We start from the raw sequence: 19,487 nt of genomic DNA on the forward strand, positions 1-19,487 counted from the left end.
TTGCTCATGAAAAATAAATTATTATTATTGTCGGGAACAGGAATTTCTCGTTTAGGTGATTTTATGTATCTCATCGCCCTAAACTTAATGGTGTTAAATAGCACAAACTCCCCTGCTGCTGTAGCAGGATTATGGATTGTAGGTCCAATTGCCACCGTTGTTACAAAAATATGGTCTGGTAGCATAGTAGATCGATTAAACAAACGTTCCATTATGCTCATCACAGATATAATTCGAGCAGCTCTCATTGGGTGTATTCCACTATTTGATTCTATTTGGTCCATTTATATTTTTATCTTTTTGACTCGTATTGCTACATCATTTTTCGATCCAGCTTCATTTTCTTATAAAACAATGCTCATACGAGCTGAAGAACGCGCTCAATTCAACGCTTGGAATAACTTTTGTACAAGCGGGGCTTTTATTATCGGTCCAGCCCTTGCTGGAATACTTCTCACCACGTACTCAGCATCTTTTGTGATTTACTGCAACTCACTTTCCTTTCTACTTTCTACTATTCTCATTTATTTCTTACCAAACATTACATTACAAACAAAGCAAAACGAAGAAGTTGCAAATACTTTCGTACAAACATTACGAAGTGATTGGAAACAAGTTTTTTCATTCGCTCGAACTGAAACTTACATCATTCTCATATTCGTTTTATTTCAAGCGACTATGCTTGTTTCTATGGCGCTCGATTCACAAGAAGTTGTTTTCACAAATCAAGTACTGTTTTTATCCGACATGGAATATAGCATGCTTGTTAGTATAACTGGTGCTGCTTATGTTTTCGGTTCATTTCTTGTTTCTCTCTTTGCCAAACGAATACCAATTCAACATTGTATCGGACTCGGTATGATATTCACAGCAATAGGTTATGTAATTTTCGCTTTTTCAAATTCATTTATAGTTGCAGCAGGCGGTTTCATTTTACTTGGCATTTCTTCATCATTTGCTGGCACTGGCTTTATCACATTTTATCAAAATAACATCCCTGTACATATGATAGGACGTATCGATAGCGTGTTTGATTCCATAAAAAATTTCATCCAAATCTTTTTCGTTTTAGCAATTGGAGCATCCGCACAATTTCTTTCTGTTCAAATTACTGTAATAAGTAGCTCGTTACTCATTCTTTTCCTTTCCTGTTTATTAGCAATCCGGGTAATGACTCCTTCACGTGAAAAGTATTTTAAAGCTACAGGGTCATCATTGGAATATTAAATACAACATAAAAAGCGGCTATTTAGCCGCTTTTTTCCCGTATTAAAGGACAGTAAGCCCCCCACTGATTAAAGTATCACTTTATGTTAAAATATGTATTGGATCTAATTATGTAGGAGGGCTATTTTGGAGATTATATTCATTTTCATATGTATTATATTAGTAGCTTCTATTTTACAAACAAGCACAGGTTTTGGCTTTTCTATTATGGCAACACCTTTCTTACTCATGGTATTTCTACCACAAGAAGCTATACAAATAAATATCATTTTATCGTTAATTATTTCTATGTCACTCATTTGGAAAATAAGAATGGACATTGATTTTATTCTACTGAAAAGATTGATTTTTGGAAGTATAGTTGGTGTTCCTTTTGGTATTTTCATTTTCATTTCTATTAACATCAACACGTTTAAATTAGCAATTAGCATCCTGCTCTTACTATTAACGTTGATGCTAATATGCAACTTTAAAATTAAATCAACAAAATCTAGAGATTTCTTAGTGGGTGGATTATCCGGTCTTTTAACGACAAGTATCGGTATGCCCGGACCTCCCCTGTTACTGTACTTTACAGGAACTGATACGAAAAAAGAAAAGTTGAGAGCAACTACTTTAGCTTTTTATCTATTTATATATTTCATTAGTCTACTAACTCAAATACTATTTACTGGCACAAACAAAACAATTTGGGAATCAAGTTTTTATGCAATTCCAATCGTATTTTCAGGCTTGTATATAGGTCAAATTATTTTCAAATGGCTTAATCAACGGATTTTCAAAATATTTACGTATATCCTTTTGAGTTGTACGGGTATGTATCTTCTTATTGAAAGTTTGCATTTCTTATAAGTAAGTTTTTCAAAATAATATATGCTTTAGATTGTACAAAAACATATAGACTTAAACGATAAAAAGCGACTATTATGCCGCTTTTTATCTTCACTTAAACTAACGTTTCATCACAAACCTCTGGTACATTTTTAAAGTATTGCAAGCTCTCCTTCACTTCAGCTTCGTTAAATAAATTGAGCTGCTTCATTATTTCAGCAGCAAATTCCACGTACGCAGATCCTACCGCTGTTATTATTTTCCCATCAACGGTTACATCTTTATTTTGTTTATATTCCCATTCATGTAAATGCGCTAATTGTTTTTCATCTGGTGTTAATGATGTTGAGAATTTCTTCTTATTAAGCACGCCTGCTGCATGTAGTAAAGATGTCCCTGCACAAATACCCGCTATCCATTTATTCTGCTTATGTAATTCATTCACGATCGATAACAATTGATCATTTTCTAAATGATCAAAAATATGTCCTCCTGGTACAATAAACAATTCATAATCCGCTACTTCAATATGCTCGATAGAGACATGTGATTGACACAAAAAACCACCTTCTCCTGTAACTGTTTTTCCGTCTACTGTTGCTGTTATTATTTCGAATTCCTTACTTATCAAAAATAAACTCGCTATATTCACTTCAAATTCTGCAAATCCATCAAATAAAAAGAGTAAAGCTTTTTTCATATTATCTCCTCCCCCTATACTTATTCGAAGACAATCATATTTCTCCTCCAAAAAAGGCAGACCTGCATGCAGGTCTGCCTTTTTACTCATTTCTTATTAAATCCTTTTTCACTTAAAAACTCTTTCATATGCATTCTTTTTTCTTTAGCCATAAACGAACTCATTGATTCCGTCCATGTTACATTTTTCTTGTTTGCTGATCTTTCTTTGTAATACGAGCTCATCGTTTCATCGTATTCGTTTAATAATTCATCATATTTCTTTTCATCATACCCATTTTCATGAAGGATTGCTGCTACTGGTAAACGTGGTTTCACTCCATGATCTTCATCTGGTACACCAACTGTCATTCCGAATACAGGATATACTTTATCCGGTAAATGAAGCAATTCACTCACTTCTCTCGGATTATTACGAATACCACCAATATAACAAATACCGTATCCTAACGATTCTGCTGCTAACGCTAAGTTTTGTGCGAACAATGAAGCATCTACCGTCGCAACGATAAAGTCTTCTACTCCTTCATGCTTAATCTCTGTACCATGCTGTTCACATGCCATTTCAAGTCGTTTTAAATCTGCACAACAAACAAAGAATGCTGCGCAGTCTTTCACGTGACGATTTCCCGATAGCTCTGCTAGTTTAACCTTTAGGTCTTGATCTGTTACATATATAACAGAATACGCCTGTACAAAATGCGAGGAAGCAGCATGCTGCGCAGCTTGCACCATTCTTTCTACTACATCTTTCGGAATTGATTCTTCTTTATATTTACGAACTGAAACGTGTTGCTCCATTTTATGTATGATCTCATTCATGAAAAACACTCCTTTTTTCTCTTCATAATGAAAAATTAACATATTTTTTTTAATATTCACAACTTATAAGCACAAAAAGAGCAATTCTTTTTGAATTGCTCTTTTTTACATATATATTAGTATGGTAAATGAAATTATATCGAAGATTTTTCGAATATATCGACTTACCTACAAATTTACATCAAATTATTCCTTGTCTTATTACGCTGTTTTCAAAACTTTAACACCTTTTACGATATTCCAAATGAAGTAATAAATCCCTACAAGAATGAATACTGCATAGGTGATCATCATGCCAATTCCAGCACCATCAGATTGGTTGAAACTTAAACCATATATGCCGGATACTGCTAATCCACCAAATAAAATCGCATACGGGAAAATATGTGACCAAAATGCTTTTTTCGCGTGGTACTTCACTTCATCCTCCGCAACGAAGTACACGATAATTGGCAGTAAAAATGGTGCAAAAAAGATACTAAAGTAACATAGTGAAGATAATATATTATTTCCTTTCATCCGATTCACCTCTAAATAGTTTTTGTTATCTTCATTATGTCAGGAATCCACTCTAGAAACTATCGCTTTACCTTTCATAAACATGACATCTTTGTAAGATTTTCATCAAAAATAATCCCGCCTGGACTTCCAGATGGGATTATTTTTTCTATATTCGATTCATAAACCAATATTTCGTAATAGCTAAATACTCTCGTATATTCGATGGAATGACAATTCGCTTCGGTGTTTCGGCCGGGAGACCTTCTAATTGTAGACCTTGTTTTGCTGCTATTTTTTTCGCTCTAAACATATGGAAGTCGTTTGTTACGATCATTCCTTTTTTCATATTGTCCGGAATTAACGGTTTTGAGAATTTAATATTCTCATCTGTACTCGTTGACTTATCTTCCATTATAATGCGGTCTTCTGCAATTTTTAGTTTCATTAATCCATTTTTCATTGCTAATGCTTCTGAAATATCTTCTCCTTTTCCTTTCCCTCCAGATACTATAGCAATTGTTTTCTCATGTGATTGTAAATACTCAGCTGCTTTATCAATACGATATTGCAGTGAGTACGACGGTTTCGTTCCATTTACTTTCGAGCCTAACACAATCATATAATCCGCATCGTAGGTTGCATTCATATGTCCATGCTTATATATGTTATATTGTAAAAATCCCGCATAAACGGCGCAAACCATTATAATTCCTATCATATACTTAATTATTTTCTTCTTTTTCATATCCATATACTCCTAAGTTCTTTGCTTCTTTCATGATAATATCCATTTATTTGTTTGTATACAGACAAATTCCAATTCACCCTAATTTATCCTCTGGAAAGTAATATTTATATTTCTTTCGGGAACAGTAAGTACAACTTTGCACGAAGGAGTGTCTCTATTGCTTCTCTTTTTATGTAACGTATCGTTCTTTTTCATCTTATTTTTACTATCACTTAAGATGCTCGGTAAATCAGCTTTAGCACAACTAACTCCTCATGATTTTGGTGCTATTATCTTTTTATCTTATTTAGCTTTTCAGGCCATACCAGTCTCTGGTGCTTTGCAAGCTTTTCTCGGTATGGTCGTTATTACATGTTTACATTTGCTTCTTACAAAATTAAGCTTACTAAACAAACTAAATCGTTTTATTCTTGGACACCCTATCATTTTAATTAAACATGGGGATATTATTTTTGAGAACTTACAAAAAAGTAGATACCCCATTGCTGAACTACTTTCTAACCTTCGCGTTGCAGGATACCCGAGTGTTCACGAAATTGAATACGCTATTTTAGAAGCAAATGGAGCCATTAGTATTTTGCCAAAGCGTGAACTTGTACCATTAACTCCAAAAGATTTGAACATAGATGTTACGTATGCTGGATTACCAATTGCCCTTATCGTTGATTCACAAATTCAATACGATAACTTAAAGTTAATTCATAAGGACGAAAAATGGTTATATAACGAATTAAAAGAAAAAGGCATCACTAATATTAAAAGCGTTGCTTTCGCGTCTGTTCAAGAAACAGATGGATCTTTTGCGATTAGTTTAAAAGAGTAAAAAAATCCCCTTACTTGCTCAAGGGGATTTTCTTCATTATATTGCTTCTTTCTTTCCCGCCATATTTAATGGAACAGGATGTTTCATACGATTCATCGAAAATACGATAATCGCTGTCAATACTTCAGCTACTGGCATAACGAGCCAAATTCCGTTTATCCCAAATAATTTTGGCATAATCCATAATAATGGAATAATAAATAGTAATCCGCGGCTCATAATAATAAGTACTGATTTCTTCGTTTGTCGCACTGATTGGAAGTACTCTCCGTATACAATGTTATAGCCTAAAAATACGTATTGAATAAAGAACAAGCTAATACCTGTTAATGTTAACTCCAATAATTCTGGAGATTGGACATCAAATAGACCAATAATATATTTCCCGAAGAATAATCCGATAACTATTGCAATACCACCGAGTACTACTGCAATTTTTACAGCGAACCTCAATCCTTCACGCAATCTTTCGGCTAAATTTGCACCGTAATGGAAACTAGCGATTGGCTGTAAAGCTGCTCCAACGCCGAAGAATAATAGTAATGTCATCGCATGAATACTATTCACCATCGCATAAGAAGCGACTCCTACTTCTCCTGCGTATTGAACGAACGCGATATTAAAACCAATCGTTACTATCGCTACTGTACTTTCTGCTGTAAAGCTAGGGAAACCAATTACCATAATTTGTTTAACAGTATCCCATTCAAAATGGAATTTCGTCCACTTTAAAATACTACTTTTTCTAAAGAAGTGCGTTAATAATACAAGGAAGCCAATCGCTGCTGAAAGAATAGTCGCTGAAGCCGCACCTGTTACGCCCCATCCAAAGATGAATATAAAGATATAGTCAAACACTATATTTAATACAGCCGTTACAACTAGACCTGCCATTGCTAAATTAGGATTTCCATCATTTCGTATAAATGTACTTAAAATATTTTCTAAAACGTATATCATTCCAAATGTTAATAACACATGTAAATAGTCTAACGCATACGGTAAAATCACTTCGTTTGCACCGAATAAGTATGCTAAATCTTCTATTCTCCATAAGCAAATCGCTGCTAAAACACCTACGATAATTACTGCTACCGTCATGGATTGCGTAAAAATAGACCTTGCTCTTTCTAATTTATTTTCACCTAGTGCAATGGAATATAACGTTGCCCCGCCCATTCCAATCCATAATGAAATAGAGAAGAAAATTGAAAAGGCTGGAATAGCCACGTTTACTCCTGCTAATCCGTTCGCTCCAACTCCCCGACTAATCATAACCGCATCAATCACAATATTAACTGACATTAATACCATTCCAAGAACAGCTGGTATTAAATATGAAATAAATAAACTTTTTATCGGTTTTTCTCTTAACTTTTCTGTTGTTTCCATCATATAAATGCTCCTTTTTCAATGCTCTGTTCATAGTTTAAACCTTCAAGTTACTTGAAGGTCAATAGAGAATTAAAAAATAGGTAACTGAATTATTGTGTTTGATGCCAATTTATAATGATACGAGTCCTACATCTTATTGCTTTGTTTTTTCATTATAGGAATTTGAATTTCTGTTACTTGTTCCTCTGGATTGTCTGTTACAGACCAATCAATTAATGCAATCTCAATCGCATCTCCACTTACTTCGTACCCTTCTTGATCAATATATTTCATTAACTTCTTATATGTTTCATCCGTTTCTTCATATGGACCATGGTGATATACACAGGCAAATATGCCTTCTTTAATTTCATCTGAACTATGTATTTGAAAAGGCATGTAATCCAAAAGAATAAAAACACTGCTATATGCTTGAAACTCATTTTGCATTAATCCTTTTTTTGCAACTGTTACACCGATATCTCCAGAAAATAAGCTATCATCCATTTGCCTCATATTTTTTTGCAACGAATGAATATAGTACTCAAACATATCATCCGTCGTATTCGGGGCAACCGCAATTGCTGTAATTTTTCGCTGCGGGATCTCTTTAATTACCATTTGTTCAGCTTTTGCTTTTGTTGCTTCCTTAATTAAATGAATTCTATGCTCCATTTTCGCCAAAGCATACTCAATTTCTCTTTGTTTTTTCAACATCATTTCTTGTTGTTTTTCCAGTAAATTAAGTGCGTATGCTGGATTTCTTTCATCAATATATTTCTTAATTTCCTTTAATGGAATATTTAATTGACGTAAAAATTTAATCGTATCTAATAGTGAAAATTGATCGATTGTGTAATAACGATAATTTGTTTGCGGGTCCACAATGGACGGATGAAAAATCCCCTTTTCATCATAATAGCGTAAAGTAGATTCCGCTATATTTTGCATTTTTGCCATTTCTCCAATTGTAAAACGTTTATTTAATAACATATACCCTTCTCCAATTCATAAAAATGTCGCCTTGTTTCTTCTTATTATATAGTGATTCCCTCCATACCTAAATCGAATCCTATCATGAAAATCTGCTATTTTTCCATTGATTTTTCATACATTTTATTATATATTAATTACAGGTTCAAATTACAAGTTCAAAAGAACTCGTAATCAGACCCTTTGTTTAATGGGTTTTACATATTTTCATTAGGCAAATTCCGAGAAATCGTATGATAAAAATAAAAATGATGAGGAGAGGATCCGATGGATTTCGAATTTTTCTTTCAAATTGCACTTATTTTATTAAGTACAAAGCTTGCTGGTGATCTTAGTGTTAGACTAGGTCAACCTTCTGTACTAGGTAAATTAATTGTCGGTATCGTTATCGGTCCAGCTATATTAGGTTGGATTGAAAATTCAGAGCTTCTAACACAATTAAGTAATGTCGGTGTTATTCTTTTAATGTTTATGGCAGGACTTGAAACAGACTTAGAGGAATTAAACGCAAATCGTAATTCTTCTTTAGCAGTTGCACTTGGAGGTATCCTTCTTCCATTCGTAGGTGGTTACGTTTCTGGTCTTGTTATGGGAATGGAACAAGGAAATGCTGTATTTTTAGGATTACTTCTATGTGCGACAAGTGTTAGTATTTCCGTACAAACACTTCGTGATTTAGGAAAGATGAAAACACGTGAAAGTACAACTATGCTGGGCGCGGCTGTATTTGATGACATTCTTGTTGTTATTTTATTAGCATTTGCAATGAGCTTCTTAGGTACAGACGATGTTAACTTAACAATGGTTATCTTGAAGAAAGTTGTATTCTTCGCTTCTATTATTTTAATCGGATGGAAAGGTGTTCCTGCAATCATGCGCTGGTTATCACCACTGCGCGTATCTGAGTCTATCGTGAGCGCGGCTCTTATCATCTGTTTCTCATTCGCTTACTTCGGTGAATTATTAGGAATTGCTGGTATTATCGGTGCTTTCGCAGCTGGTATCGCTATTTCTCAAACGAACTACAAGCATGAGGTAGAAAAGAAAGTAGAACCAATCGCTTACGCTATGTTCGTTCCAGTATTCTTCGTTAGTATCGGTATGAATATTACATTTGACGGTATTGGTAATCAAATTTGGTTCATCCTAGCATTAACAGTAATCGCTGTATTAACGAAACTAATTGGTTGTGGATTCGGTGCACGAATGACTGGATTTGATGCTAAGTCTTCTGCCATTATCGGTGCTGGGATGGTTTCTCGTGGTGAAGTTGCACTTATCATCGCAGGAACAGGGCTTTCTTCAGGTCTATTAGCACAAGATTACTTTACAGCTATCGTTATTGTCGTTATTTTAACTACAATGATTACACCACCAATGTTAAAATACACTTTTGGTGCAAAAGATAAAGCGGTGAAAGCAAGTAAATAAGCTTTCTACAATAAAAAGAGATTACTATCTTATAAGATAGTAATCTCTTTTATCATTTTATCTTTACACAATTCCATTCTTTTTTAACCAGTTTTCAAAAATAATTCGCACTTCTTCATCATCCATATCATTACGAAATGAATACACCATAATGCCGTAATCATCTATATATTCACCTAGTTTCATTTCCTCCACTTTTTTATAAAAGTCGTCTGCCTCATAGTGCGGAATATAAGCATCCCAAACTGGTTCATTTATTCTTTTGTACGCCGTCACTTCTAAATCATATCCATCTTCATAATATCCGATGTGATAATGTTGACTAGGATCATATTTCTTCATAATAATTCCCCTCCCCTTGAAAATTTATCATATTTCACATAATAAACAAAAGCGAGCTGTATATTACAGCTCGCTTGATTCATTAAATACGTTCCATCGCTGTCTTCAACGTTCCAACAACAAAGGCAATTTCTTCACTTGAAATAACAAGCGGTGGTGCTAATGTTAAAACGTTATTATATCCTGCTGTTGTCATGCCGTTTCGTCCTATAATTAAGCCTTTTTCTTTACAAGCATTTACAACACTTGCAATTTTGTCGTTATCAATTGGCTCTTTCGTTTCTTTATCATTTACTAGTTCAATTCCAACTAATAGACCTTTTCCTCTAATATTCCCAACAAGTGGATGCTCTCCAATTTCTTCTTTTAATTGCTCTAATAAAAGCGAGCCCATTTGTGCAGATCGCTCAATTAAATTTTCATTTTCCATAATCTCTAAGTTTTTAAGCGCTAATGCACAAGCTGCAGGATTTCCACCAAATGTATTAATATGACGGAAGAATTCATATTCTCCCTTCCCTTTAAATGCTTCATATATTTCTTTTTTCACAGCTGTCGCTGATAATGGTAAATATGCGCTCGTAATCCCTTTTGCCATCGTAATAATATCCGGCTGAACGTCATAATTCATAAATCCAAATGCTTTTCCTGTACGTCCGAAACCGCAAATCACTTCATCGCTAATGAGAAGTGCACCGTGTTTTTGACACGTTTCATGAATAGCTTTCATATAGTTTTGTGGCGGCATTAAAATGCCCCCGCCCGTAATAATTGGTTCCATAATAAAAGCTGCAATCGTTTCACTTAATTCCCATGTCATAACGCGATCTACTTCTTTTACACATTCCACATCATAAATATTCTCTCTTTCTATTCCAGGCATACGATAACAATCTGGCGGCGTTACATGTAAAAATCCTGAAGCAAATGGCTCATATTGATATCTACGCTGTGCTTGTCCCGTCGCTGCCATCGTTGCCATTGTATTTCCATGATATCCGCGGTAACGCGACATAAATTTATAACGATGCGGTTCACCTTTTTGAGCATAGTATTGCCTTGCTATTTTAAAAGCCGTTTCGTTCGCTTCCGAACCACTATTAGAGAAGAAAATAACATACTCTCCTCCAAGCCACTCATTTAATTTTTCAGCAAGCTTTATAGCCGGTTCATGCGATTGTGACATCGGAAAGTATGATAATGTTTGTAATTGCTTATAAGCCGCCTCTGCGAGCTCTTTTCTGCCATATCCACTATTCACACACCAAAGACCACTCATACCATCTAAATATCGTTTTCCTTGTATATCTTCAACCCAGCACCCTTCTGCTTTTGCCCCTACCATTGTATTATTTGGACTAAAGGGACGCATTCCGTGCCAAACATATTGCTCATCTTTTGCTAATAATTCATCAGTCTGTTTCGTTTTCATCATTTCTTCCACCTTCCATAACAACTTATTTTTCACAAAAGCTGCGCTGGTGCCATGATGATTTAATTTTCTCCCTGCTTATTTTCATTCCACAAAATTAAGACAAAATCCTACTTACAATACAGTAATATTTACAAGAAAAAAAGAGCTTTTCTTATATATCGAAAAGCCCTTCTCTTTTTAATGGGAAGACGCATCACTAACACCATGACCTGTATTAGATTTCACAAGAATCTCATCAAATTTCGCAGCATCTTCTTTCTTACTAGATAACACGGTTCCTAAATATGCTGCAAGGAATCCAAGTGGAATTGAAATAATTCCAGGTGTCGTATATGGGAATATCGCTTCCCCAACAAATATAGCTTTTCCGGCTACAGGGTTCCAGACATTTGGACTTAACGCTACGAGAACAATTGCTGATACAAGACCAACAACCATACCCGAAATGGCACCTGTTGTATTGAAGCGCTTCCAATATATTGTGAATAATATAACTGGTAGATTTGCACTCGCTGCAACTGCAAATGCTAATGAAACTAAAAATGCTACGTTCAATGTTTGAGCAAATAACGCTAGTATAATGGATAATACCGCTACTCCAATAGACGCATAGCGAGCCATTGACACTTGCTCTTTTTCCGTTGATTTCCCCTTGCGAATAATTTCATTATAAAAATCATGTGCGAATGCTGATGCTGCTGTTAATACAAGTCCTGCCACTACAGCTAAAATAGTTGCAAAGGCAATTGCTGATACGAAAGCAAATAAGAAATCTCCACCTAACGCTTTAGCTAATAAAGGTGCTGCCATATTACCAGCAGGGTTTGCTTTCATAATTGCCTCATTTCCTACAAATGCCGCTGCTCCAAACCCTAAGAAAATCGTCATAATATAAAATGCGCCAATTAACCACGTAGCGTATACAACAGATTGACGTGCTGTTTTTGCATCACGTACTGTAAAAAAACGAACAAGAATATGTGGTAATCCGGCAGTACCAAGAACTAGTCCTAAATTTAAAGACAGTGTATCAAGACCATCCTTATACTTTACTCCTGGATTTAAAAACGAATCTTTTAACGGAGTAGCAGTTTTCATTTGCGCGAACATTTCAGTCACACTAAAATTAAATTTGGAGAAAACGATAACAGAAATAATAAATGTACCAGCCATAAGTAGTACAGCCTTAACAATTTGTACCCAACTCGTCGCAGTCATTCCGCCAAAAATAACGTACACTGTCATTAATGTACCGACGATTAAAACTGATGTCGTATATTCGATCCCTAATAATAATTTAATAAGTGCACCAGCCCCAACTAATTGTGCAATCATATAAAAAATCGAAATCGTCATCGTATTAAGCGCTGCAACGCCGCGAACTTTTTTCGCATCAAAACGTGCCGCAATCATATCTGCTAACGTGTACTTCCCTAAATTTCGAAGCGGCTCTGCAACTAAGTATAATACAACTAAGTAAGCAACTAAGAAACCGATACTATAAAAGAACCCATCAAACCCAGTTAATGCGATCGCTCCGGCTATACCAAGAAAAGACGCAGCAGACATGTAATCTCCCGCAATGGCCAGACCATTTTGCCAACCAGTTAATCCCCCTCCAGCTGTATAAAACTCACTCGCATTTTTCGTTTTCTTCGACGCAAAATAAGTTATGACGAGTGTACCAAGAACGATGATTAAAAATAATGCAAAAGCGGTTATATTCAAAGTTAGCCCCTCCCTTTTTGCATATCTTGTAGAATTTTTTGCGAGATTTCATCAAAGGATTCTGCTTTTTTGCTATAAATCATACATAATGACCACGTCATTATAAATTGCGCAAATGCAAACACCCATGCCCACGTAACATCCCCAAATGCTGGTGTATTGAGCACCTTTGAATACGATGTTAAAATAGGTAATGCAATAAAAAAGCTTAAAAAGAAAATACTCATCGGAACGATAAACTTCTTTTTCGTATTTAATAGCAATTGAAATTCTTCTGACTGAACAACCTCTGTATAATTAACCTCATTTTGTAACTTACGTGCTGACGTATCATCTCGTTTCATTCTCCGATCCCCTCTCTTACTAGAAATACAATTCCCCCTTGCATACCTAAAGACTAAATTTTATAAATATTCAGAAACTTATTTCCATTTTAGACAATCCATACATTCCTGCAAAGATTTTTCGATAGACATTTTTCGGCATTTTCCCCTAAGTTTTTAATATACTTTTTCAACATAAAATTTACGTACTTCAATCTCATACCAGTCAAGATTTGATGCCCATTAAAACAGAATAAAAAAGTAGTGCTTATCGCACTACTTCTGCCTTTTTCTCTTTTTCTAAATTACGAGCTGTTTCGCTTAATTCAACGTCTTTTCCATCTTTAAGTGTTCCAAATATGAAATCGAATACTGGATTTGAAACACCAAACCAAAACTTTTCATTTTTATAATGGTGTAATATGTGCTGTTTTTTGAGCCATCGCCCAAACTTAGTGAACGGACGAATCGGCTTATGTGCAATATAATGTTTCCATTCATAAACGAGAAGCATGATAATCATTCCAATTCCGAATGAAAGTGTAATAGTAACACTTTTTGTTATACCATATGCTATAAGTAAATATATAGTAAAGCTAGGTATACTAAACCATACAGGCAAAAACAATAGTTTTAAATCATCTGGATATACGTGATGATCATAATGTAATCTTCTTAACATTTTTAATAAAAATACATTTTTAGGTGGCTTTAAATGGAATAAAAATCGATGTGTCATATATTCGTTAAGCGTATAAAAAACAATCCCAAACAAACACGCGAACATACCGATCCATGTGAAAAATTGCATTTTTAAAATAATAATGAAAATAAATAAAATACTATACATAATAACGATATCATGTTGTAAAAAGAACTCTTTCCCCACTCTCTTCATCTTCCTTCCCCCTTTTCTAAAAAAACAGCCGCAACATATCGTTACGACTATTTCTTTTATTTTTTATTTTATTCTATTCACTTTACAAATTTGCCTGCTGCTCTATTGTCGAGAAAAAATTGTTCGATCCAAATATATTTTGCTTTGGAATAATATGTTCCACCGCAAACACTGTTACTTCTCCTCTTTGTACCTCTCCAATAATGAGCCCAAATATTTCATGATTTAGCGCAAACGTTGGTTGCTTTGTTTGTAGTAATCTTGCTGCATTATGAAATACCGCTTCATATAGTGGATTCCTATCAGTAATTTCTTTTCGGATCTTTGGTGCTAACGTAATAATAATTTCTTTTCCGTCAATAGTGGTTCGATACATAAAAATCTCCCCTTCAATCTTATGTGAACAACTGTAAAGCTTTGTATGCAAAATGGATAGAATATCCTACTAAAATAATACCGGCTCCGGCTGTTATATAGCCAAGTGCTTTTTGCTTTAATAAAGTTCTGCCAAAATGGACAGAAAAAGCAATATTTAAATTCCATAAAATAATGCCAACGATAATACAAAGACTGTACAAAAAGGCTTCTTGTTTCGTTACCTTCGTAAGCAATGAGCTAAGTGTACTTCCGTATATACCAAACCAAAAAACAAGATTTAATGGATTGGATATCGCAATTAAAAAACCTGCCATAAACGATTGTTTAAGTCCACCTACCTCTTCCTTTTTATATTCCATACTCGAGTGGGAAATTCCTTGTTTTACACTTTGAAATCCTAAATAAAATAATAAGAAAAACCCTGTGCAATACATAAAAGCTTGTACATATGTATACATAAACACAGAAGATAAACCGAAATAAATGAGAAGCATAAACAAAATATCTGCAGTCATTCCACCAATTCCAACAACCCATGCATGCCAAAAACCTCGTTCAATTCCTCGTTTTAACATTTCAATATTAATCGGACCTACTGGCGCAGCTAATGAAATACCTAATACAATTTGTTGTATAATCGCTCCAAACATCGCTCTATCCTTTCTACTTCCTTTACTATTAAGTAATGATGTAATGATTAAAAATAGACTAGCTTTCATCAAAATATTTACTACTAAAATACCCTTTTTTATCCAAAATATGCAAAAGAGCCATCTGGATGATGGCTCTTACTTTTCTAACTTATGAAGAAAAGGACATTTTCCTTTTATCGGCTCTACATCGTCCCCTATGAAGTATTGTTTCCATTCACGATGATCTGGATCACCATAATGACTAATGTTAGGATGTTTCGGTAGCTGATCCCACTTTTCAACTCGATCTCGGACCGTTTGTCTTGAATATGCTCCTTTAGGGCGATCCCCTTCTAATCCATCAAAGATGGTGCGCGGTTGAAATCCAATAACGAGAGAATTTCCTAAATGCCTAGTTTTTCGTTGTTTATAAGCTGGCGCATTTCCAAATGCGAATATCGGTTCACCACCAAATGAAAATTCCCATAAGTAATGGTCTGGGTCTTCTGGAATTTGCTTCGGCCATGTTTGATCATCGTTTTCATGTAAATATTGTAGTACTTTCCAAAAGTAATCACGATAATATTCTAGTGATTGTTCCTCACATTCCGGTTCCACAAAAAGAAAGAATCCTCTTCTTACAATTGGGCGCTCTTTCATTAACTCTAAAAAAGATAACATTGTATGTGGCAAATGACTCCAATCATTATGAGAGAGAAATGAATAACGAAGTTCATTCTTTTTCAAAGCTGTTAAGCCGAAATAACACGGGAAAGTTGGTTCTAGCACGACACTCGAAAAATTTTGAAATTCTTTTGTAACCCAATTTGGTATGTCAGTTCTCGTTCTCATTCCTTCATTATCTAATAAATAAGACTCATTCATTCTTTCTTTCACCTCATTATGTATAAGCATTCAATTAAGAATATTACATACTCGGCCTGTCCTATACCTATTTAAAAATTCGGCTGGAAAATTATTTAAAAATACAAAAAAATAAAATCGCTTACTTGACTAATTTCTACCAATTCGTGTATATTTAAATTAATCATTTAGCAGAATATTCAATATTATAGCATTTTTAGTTTATATTATCTTTCAAATGAATTTTACTAAATGAAAAAAGCAAATGTTTTTAGGAGGAATTGTAGCATGCAAGGAAAAGTAAAATGGTTTAACAATGAAAAAGGTTTTGGATTTATCGAAATGGAAGGCGCTGACGATGTATTCGTACATTTCTCTGCTATTCAAGGTGACGGCTACAAAGCTTTAGAAGAAGGTCAAGAAGTATCTTTCGATATCACTGAAGGAAACCGCGGACCTCAAGCTGCTAACGTAGTAAAACTTTAATCCAACATATAACAGGAGGTTACCTTACTTGGTAACCTCCTTTGTTATTCCTTTGTATATTTCCGTTTTACAGAGCAAAAACTATGTGAAATGCGCAATATACAAAGGAGGAAGTAATAATGGGATCAGAAGTAAATGATTTTGAAGAAGTGAAATTCCGTGTAGAAACAGCACAAAAAATGGTAGGGTCAGCGACAATTTCAATGGATCCAGATACATTAGAGCATGCGACTACTGCTGTAGAAGCCGCTCGCTCTCAGCTTGAAATTATGAAATCTGTTGCGACAGATTTAGATGAGCCATTTTTAATGAATGAGGAAAAGAAATTAAGTAAATGCGAGCATCAATTAAATGAAGCAAGACACTAAAAAACATCCAGAGAATTTTCTCTGGATGTTTTTTCATGATAACTGTTCTCCATACTTTTTCAATGTTTCTCCAACTGTACATTGTCGTATACAAAATGAATGCGCATAATACTTACTATTTGTCTTTCTATTATGTTCCCGCAAAAAACACCCTTCACAATACGTTTCTAATAAGTCATTTACCTCTGTAATGAGTTGCTTTTTATCCACCTTTGCACCTCTCTATTCGGTTATTTCTTTATGACTATCAATGACTGTTCCTTCTAATGCTTGCGTAGCTAATTGATGCGCTTCTTTATTTTGTTTTCTAGATATCGGCTCACATACAAGTTTTAATTTCATTTGCTTCGCTTTTTGTTCAATTTGATCTAAGTAATGATTTAAATGCTCATCATAACAAGGCCATTCTCCAGCCAATTGCTGCAGTACAACTTGAGAATCGCCGCGAAGTGTAACTGCTTCATACTTAATACCGAATTCCTCGAGTATATTCATGCCATGTAGTAATGATGCATATTCCGCTTCATTATTATCATATATACCTTCTATATATGCATTACGGCGAATTCGGTAGTTTTTATTTCCTTTTTTATAGTACACACATATACCTACTCCAGCTTCTTTCGTCTGTACATCATAACCGCCATCAAAATAAACGAGTATTTCTTGGGGCTCTTCCTCCACTTGTTTACTCAGCTTTTTCATTTCCTTTAATGACCATTCTGCATCCATTTCATCATAAAATGATAGTTCTTTCACTCTTCCTGTTTTCTCGAAATCCTCTGCAAATTGCAATACATCTTCTATGTTCATATAATCTGTCGTTAATTCCGTCTGCAATCCGCTCTTTGTTTTATACAACCAATGAATTTTATATTTCATACTAGATTCCCCTTATATAAGGCTTCTTATATGTAGTCAGCTAATGAAAGCCTCACTTTATTTTATTATATTGTATCAAGAGTCACAGCATTATATTCAATATGATTACATACAAAAAGAGCTATCCCTATAGGAATAGCTCTTTCATCTATTGCATAAATCTTTCAAATTGTACTCGTTTATTAATCCAGTACATTACAGGCATGCCAATTGCCATGACAACAAATTCACCGATTGCACATGTTAACCAAGTCAACATAAATGGTAAATCAAATGCAAGATGAAGCTCAATTGCAATCATAAACATTGTAATTGTAAAAATAACTGTATTAAAAATCATACGAGCCCAAACACCTTTAATAAATCGCATAGAAATAATCGTTGCAACTAATGCAAGAATAGATTGCCCTACTCCAAATACTAAATCGTAAGCGATCATTGGTGAGAAAAAGAGATTTGTTAAAAATACACCTAATACAATTCCGTAAATTGCTTTCTTATTAAATACAACAAGATGATTAAACATCTCTGAAATACGAAACTGTACATTCGTAAAGCCAAATGGCTGAATAAGCATAGAAACAGCAATATATAATGCCGCTAAAATACCATTACCGACTAATGTTCTAATATTCATGACAAAATCTCCTTAGTTTTTTTACGTGGGATGGTTTCGAACCACGTTATTCGTTTTTTAAGCAACAAGATTATATTCTATGCAATACACACTCTTTCGTCAATAGATTCCTATCATTAACTACCTTTTTTCTTTTGGACAACGTATAATAAAACATATGAAAGATTTAGGAGGTTTCACTTCATGACAGCAACAATTCAAAATGAAAAAGTGATCGTTTCCATTTCTGACAAAGGTGCAGAATTACAAAGCGTTCGCTTAAAAGAAGATAACACTGAATACTTATGGCAAGGTGATTCTACTTATTGGGGGCGCCGCTCACCAATTTTGTTCCCAATCGTCGGCCGATTAGTAGATAATACATACTACGTAGATGGTAAACCTTATTCTTTAACACAACACGGCTTCGCTCGTGATCTTACATTCTCTGTAAAAGAACAAAGTGAAACGAAAATCACTTATATCGTTACTAGTAATGAAGAAACATTAAAAAAATACCCATACGAATTCGAATTACTCGTGTCTTATGAACTAGACGGACAAATCGTTCATGTAACATATGAAGTGAATAATCCTACTTCAAAAGAAATGTTCTTCTCAATCGGAGCACATCCTGGATTCAACTTCCCGTTATTAGAAGGTGAATCATTTACAGATTATCATTTATCATTTAATGGTTCTGAACACTTAGAAACAAGCGTATTAGAAGGACCTTACCTTTCAAGTAAAAAGCAATTAATCGCTGAAAATACGAATGAATTACCACTTACATACGATTTATTCAAAAATGATGCGCTTATTTTTGAAAATATGAATACGGATGAAATCTCTATTCGTTCTCATAAACATAATAAATTTGTAAAAGTAGAATTTGATGGCTTCCCATTTGTTGGCGTATGGACACCAGTCGAGAACGCACCTTTCTTATGTATTGAACCTTGGTACGGGATTGCTGATGAAGTAAATCCAGCAAAAGATTTCAAGGAAAAAAAAGGAATTCAATCTTTACAAGCGAATGAAACATTTACATGTCGTTATAGTATTACAATCGGCTAAGTTACTCTA

24 protein-coding genes and 1 riboswitch are annotated in these 19,487 nt (G+C 34.5%); of the genes, 7 read left to right on the plus strand and 17 right to left on the minus strand.

The window, feature by feature from the left end:
* Window positions 1–6: 6 nt before the first annotated feature.
* Window positions 7–1,227: an MFS transporter gene (locus MKO96_RS06470; protein WP_240587047.1), complete on the plus strand. Its 1,221-nt coding sequence runs from the start codon at window positions 7–9 to the stop codon at window positions 1,225–1,227.
* Window positions 1,228–1,353: 126 nt separating this feature from the next.
* Window positions 1,354–2,079: a sulfite exporter TauE/SafE family protein gene (locus MKO96_RS06475; protein WP_240587048.1), complete on the plus strand. Its 726-nt coding sequence runs from the start codon at window positions 1,354–1,356 to the stop codon at window positions 2,077–2,079.
* Between the two features lie 94 nt (window positions 2,080–2,173).
* On the opposite strand, the gene MKO96_RS06480 is transcribed toward MKO96_RS06475, so the two are convergent.
* From MKO96_RS06480 to MKO96_RS06495, 4 genes are all read right to left on the minus strand, one after another.
* On the minus strand, window positions 2,174–2,758 hold the full coding sequence (locus MKO96_RS06480) for a type 1 glutamine amidotransferase family protein (protein WP_240587049.1): 585 nt from the start codon (window positions 2,756–2,758) through the stop codon (window positions 2,174–2,176).
* 86 nt (window positions 2,759–2,844) lie between these two features.
* A complete protein-coding gene (gene nfsA / locus MKO96_RS06485) occupies window positions 2,845–3,579 on the minus strand; it encodes an oxygen-insensitive NADPH nitroreductase (RefSeq protein ID WP_240587050.1) in 735 nt (244 codons plus the stop codon).
* A 201-nt stretch (window positions 3,580–3,780) separates the two neighbouring features.
* Complete coding sequence (locus tag MKO96_RS06490; RefSeq protein ID WP_070168618.1) at window positions 3,781–4,098, minus strand: magnetosome magnetite crystal formation protein family; 318 nt, start codon at window positions 4,096–4,098, stop codon at window positions 3,781–3,783.
* Window positions 4,099–4,246: 148 nt separating this feature from the next.
* A complete protein-coding gene (locus MKO96_RS06495; RefSeq protein ID WP_240587051.1) occupies window positions 4,247–4,825 on the minus strand; it encodes a YdcF family protein in 579 nt (192 codons plus the stop codon).
* A gap of 160 nt (window positions 4,826–4,985) precedes the next feature.
* On the opposite strand from MKO96_RS06495, the gene MKO96_RS06500 reads away from it, so the two are divergent.
* Entirely contained in the window at window positions 4,986–5,651 is a 666-nt protein-coding gene (locus MKO96_RS06500) for a DUF421 domain-containing protein (RefSeq protein WP_240587052.1), read from the plus strand.
* Between the two features lie 36 nt (window positions 5,652–5,687).
* Here the strand turns inward: MKO96_RS06500 and MKO96_RS06505 are convergent, their stop codons facing one another.
* Window positions 5,688–7,043, minus strand: a complete 1,356-nt coding sequence (locus MKO96_RS06505; RefSeq protein WP_240587389.1) for an MATE family efflux transporter — start codon at window positions 7,041–7,043, stop codon at window positions 5,688–5,690.
* 129 nt (window positions 7,044–7,172) lie between these two features.
* A complete protein-coding gene (locus MKO96_RS06510; RefSeq protein WP_240587053.1) occupies window positions 7,173–8,018 on the minus strand; it encodes a MerR family transcriptional regulator in 846 nt (281 codons plus the stop codon).
* A gap of 267 nt (window positions 8,019–8,285) precedes the next feature.
* Between MKO96_RS06510 and MKO96_RS06515 the strand changes: the two genes are divergently transcribed.
* Window positions 8,286–9,449: a cation:proton antiporter gene (locus tag MKO96_RS06515; protein ID WP_240587054.1), complete on the plus strand. Its 1,164-nt coding sequence runs from the start codon at window positions 8,286–8,288 to the stop codon at window positions 9,447–9,449.
* A 63-nt stretch (window positions 9,450–9,512) separates the two neighbouring features.
* Here MKO96_RS06515 and MKO96_RS06520 read toward each other — a convergent pair whose 3' ends face one another.
* The 8 genes from MKO96_RS06520 to MKO96_RS06555 all read right to left on the minus strand — a co-directional run bounded on the left by MKO96_RS06520 (window position 9,513) and on the right by MKO96_RS06555 (window position 16,070).
* A complete protein-coding gene (locus MKO96_RS06520; protein ID WP_240587055.1) occupies window positions 9,513–9,791 on the minus strand; it encodes a DUF3986 family protein in 279 nt (92 codons plus the stop codon).
* 82 nt (window positions 9,792–9,873) lie between these two features.
* Window positions 9,874–11,223 (minus strand): aspartate aminotransferase family protein, encoded by a 1,350-nt coding sequence (locus MKO96_RS06525; RefSeq protein ID WP_140386722.1) that lies wholly within the window; start codon window positions 11,221–11,223, stop codon window positions 9,874–9,876.
* A 180-nt stretch (window positions 11,224–11,403) separates the two neighbouring features.
* Window positions 11,404–12,954 carry a solute symporter family protein gene (locus MKO96_RS06530; protein WP_001027730.1) on the minus strand — a complete coding sequence of 517 codons (1,551 nt, stop codon included), beginning with the start codon at window positions 12,952–12,954 and terminating at the stop codon, window positions 11,404–11,406.
* Between the two features lie 2 nt (window positions 12,955–12,956).
* The gene (locus tag MKO96_RS06535; RefSeq protein WP_000817375.1) at window positions 12,957–13,298 is read right to left on the minus strand and encodes a DUF485 domain-containing protein; all 342 of its coding nucleotides are present in this window, start codon (window positions 13,296–13,298) and stop codon (window positions 12,957–12,959) included.
* 247 nt (window positions 13,299–13,545) lie between these two features.
* Window positions 13,546–14,175: a sterol desaturase family protein gene (locus tag MKO96_RS06540; RefSeq protein ID WP_087980036.1), complete on the minus strand. Its 630-nt coding sequence runs from the start codon at window positions 14,173–14,175 to the stop codon at window positions 13,546–13,548.
* A gap of 82 nt (window positions 14,176–14,257) precedes the next feature.
* Window positions 14,258–14,551, minus strand: a complete 294-nt coding sequence (locus MKO96_RS06545) for a hypothetical protein (protein WP_000286360.1) — start codon at window positions 14,549–14,551, stop codon at window positions 14,258–14,260.
* A gap of 19 nt (window positions 14,552–14,570) precedes the next feature.
* A complete protein-coding gene (locus tag MKO96_RS06550; protein ID WP_087980802.1) occupies window positions 14,571–15,203 on the minus strand; it encodes a LysE family transporter in 633 nt (210 codons plus the stop codon).
* Window positions 15,204–15,341: 138 nt separating this feature from the next.
* The gene (locus MKO96_RS06555; RefSeq protein WP_001005945.1) at window positions 15,342–16,070 is read right to left on the minus strand and encodes a YqcI/YcgG family protein; all 729 of its coding nucleotides are present in this window, start codon (window positions 16,068–16,070) and stop codon (window positions 15,342–15,344) included.
* A gap of 267 nt (window positions 16,071–16,337) precedes the next feature.
* Between MKO96_RS06555 and cspB the strand changes: the two genes are divergently transcribed.
* On the plus strand, window positions 16,338–16,535 hold the full coding sequence (cspB, locus tag MKO96_RS06560) for a cold shock-like protein CspB (RefSeq protein WP_001161731.1): 198 nt from the start codon (window positions 16,338–16,340) through the stop codon (window positions 16,533–16,535).
* 119 nt (window positions 16,536–16,654) lie between these two features.
* A complete protein-coding gene (locus tag MKO96_RS06565; RefSeq protein ID WP_000534395.1) occupies window positions 16,655–16,903 on the plus strand; it encodes a DUF2564 family protein in 249 nt (82 codons plus the stop codon).
* Between the two features lie 33 nt (window positions 16,904–16,936).
* Here the strand turns inward: MKO96_RS06565 and MKO96_RS06570 are convergent, their stop codons facing one another.
* The 3 genes from MKO96_RS06570 to MKO96_RS06580 form a co-directional block, all read right to left on the minus strand.
* Window positions 16,937–17,113: a zinc-finger domain-containing protein gene (locus MKO96_RS06570; protein ID WP_000358801.1), complete on the minus strand. Its 177-nt coding sequence runs from the start codon at window positions 17,111–17,113 to the stop codon at window positions 16,937–16,939.
* Window positions 17,114–17,125: 12 nt separating this feature from the next.
* A complete protein-coding gene (locus tag MKO96_RS06575) occupies window positions 17,126–17,785 on the minus strand; it encodes a ribonuclease H family protein (protein WP_240587056.1) in 660 nt (219 codons plus the stop codon).
* A 148-nt stretch (window positions 17,786–17,933) separates the two neighbouring features.
* The gene (locus MKO96_RS06580) at window positions 17,934–18,422 is read right to left on the minus strand and encodes a QueT transporter family protein (protein ID WP_001026468.1); all 489 of its coding nucleotides are present in this window, start codon (window positions 18,420–18,422) and stop codon (window positions 17,934–17,936) included.
* Between the two features lie 6 nt (window positions 18,423–18,428).
* A riboswitch (PreQ1 riboswitch) is annotated at window positions 18,429–18,473 on the minus strand.
* Between the two features lie 132 nt (window positions 18,474–18,605).
* On the opposite strand from MKO96_RS06580, the gene MKO96_RS06585 reads away from it, so the two are divergent.
* The gene (locus MKO96_RS06585; protein WP_240587057.1) at window positions 18,606–19,478 is read left to right on the plus strand and encodes an aldose 1-epimerase family protein; all 873 of its coding nucleotides are present in this window, start codon (window positions 18,606–18,608) and stop codon (window positions 19,476–19,478) included.
* Window positions 19,479–19,487 lie beyond the last annotated feature (9 nt).

Origin of the sequence: Bacillus sp. ES1-5, assembly GCF_022487605.1 — a bacterium.
Classification (GTDB): domain Bacteria; phylum Bacillota; class Bacilli; order Bacillales; family Bacillaceae_G; genus Bacillus_A; species Bacillus_A wiedmannii.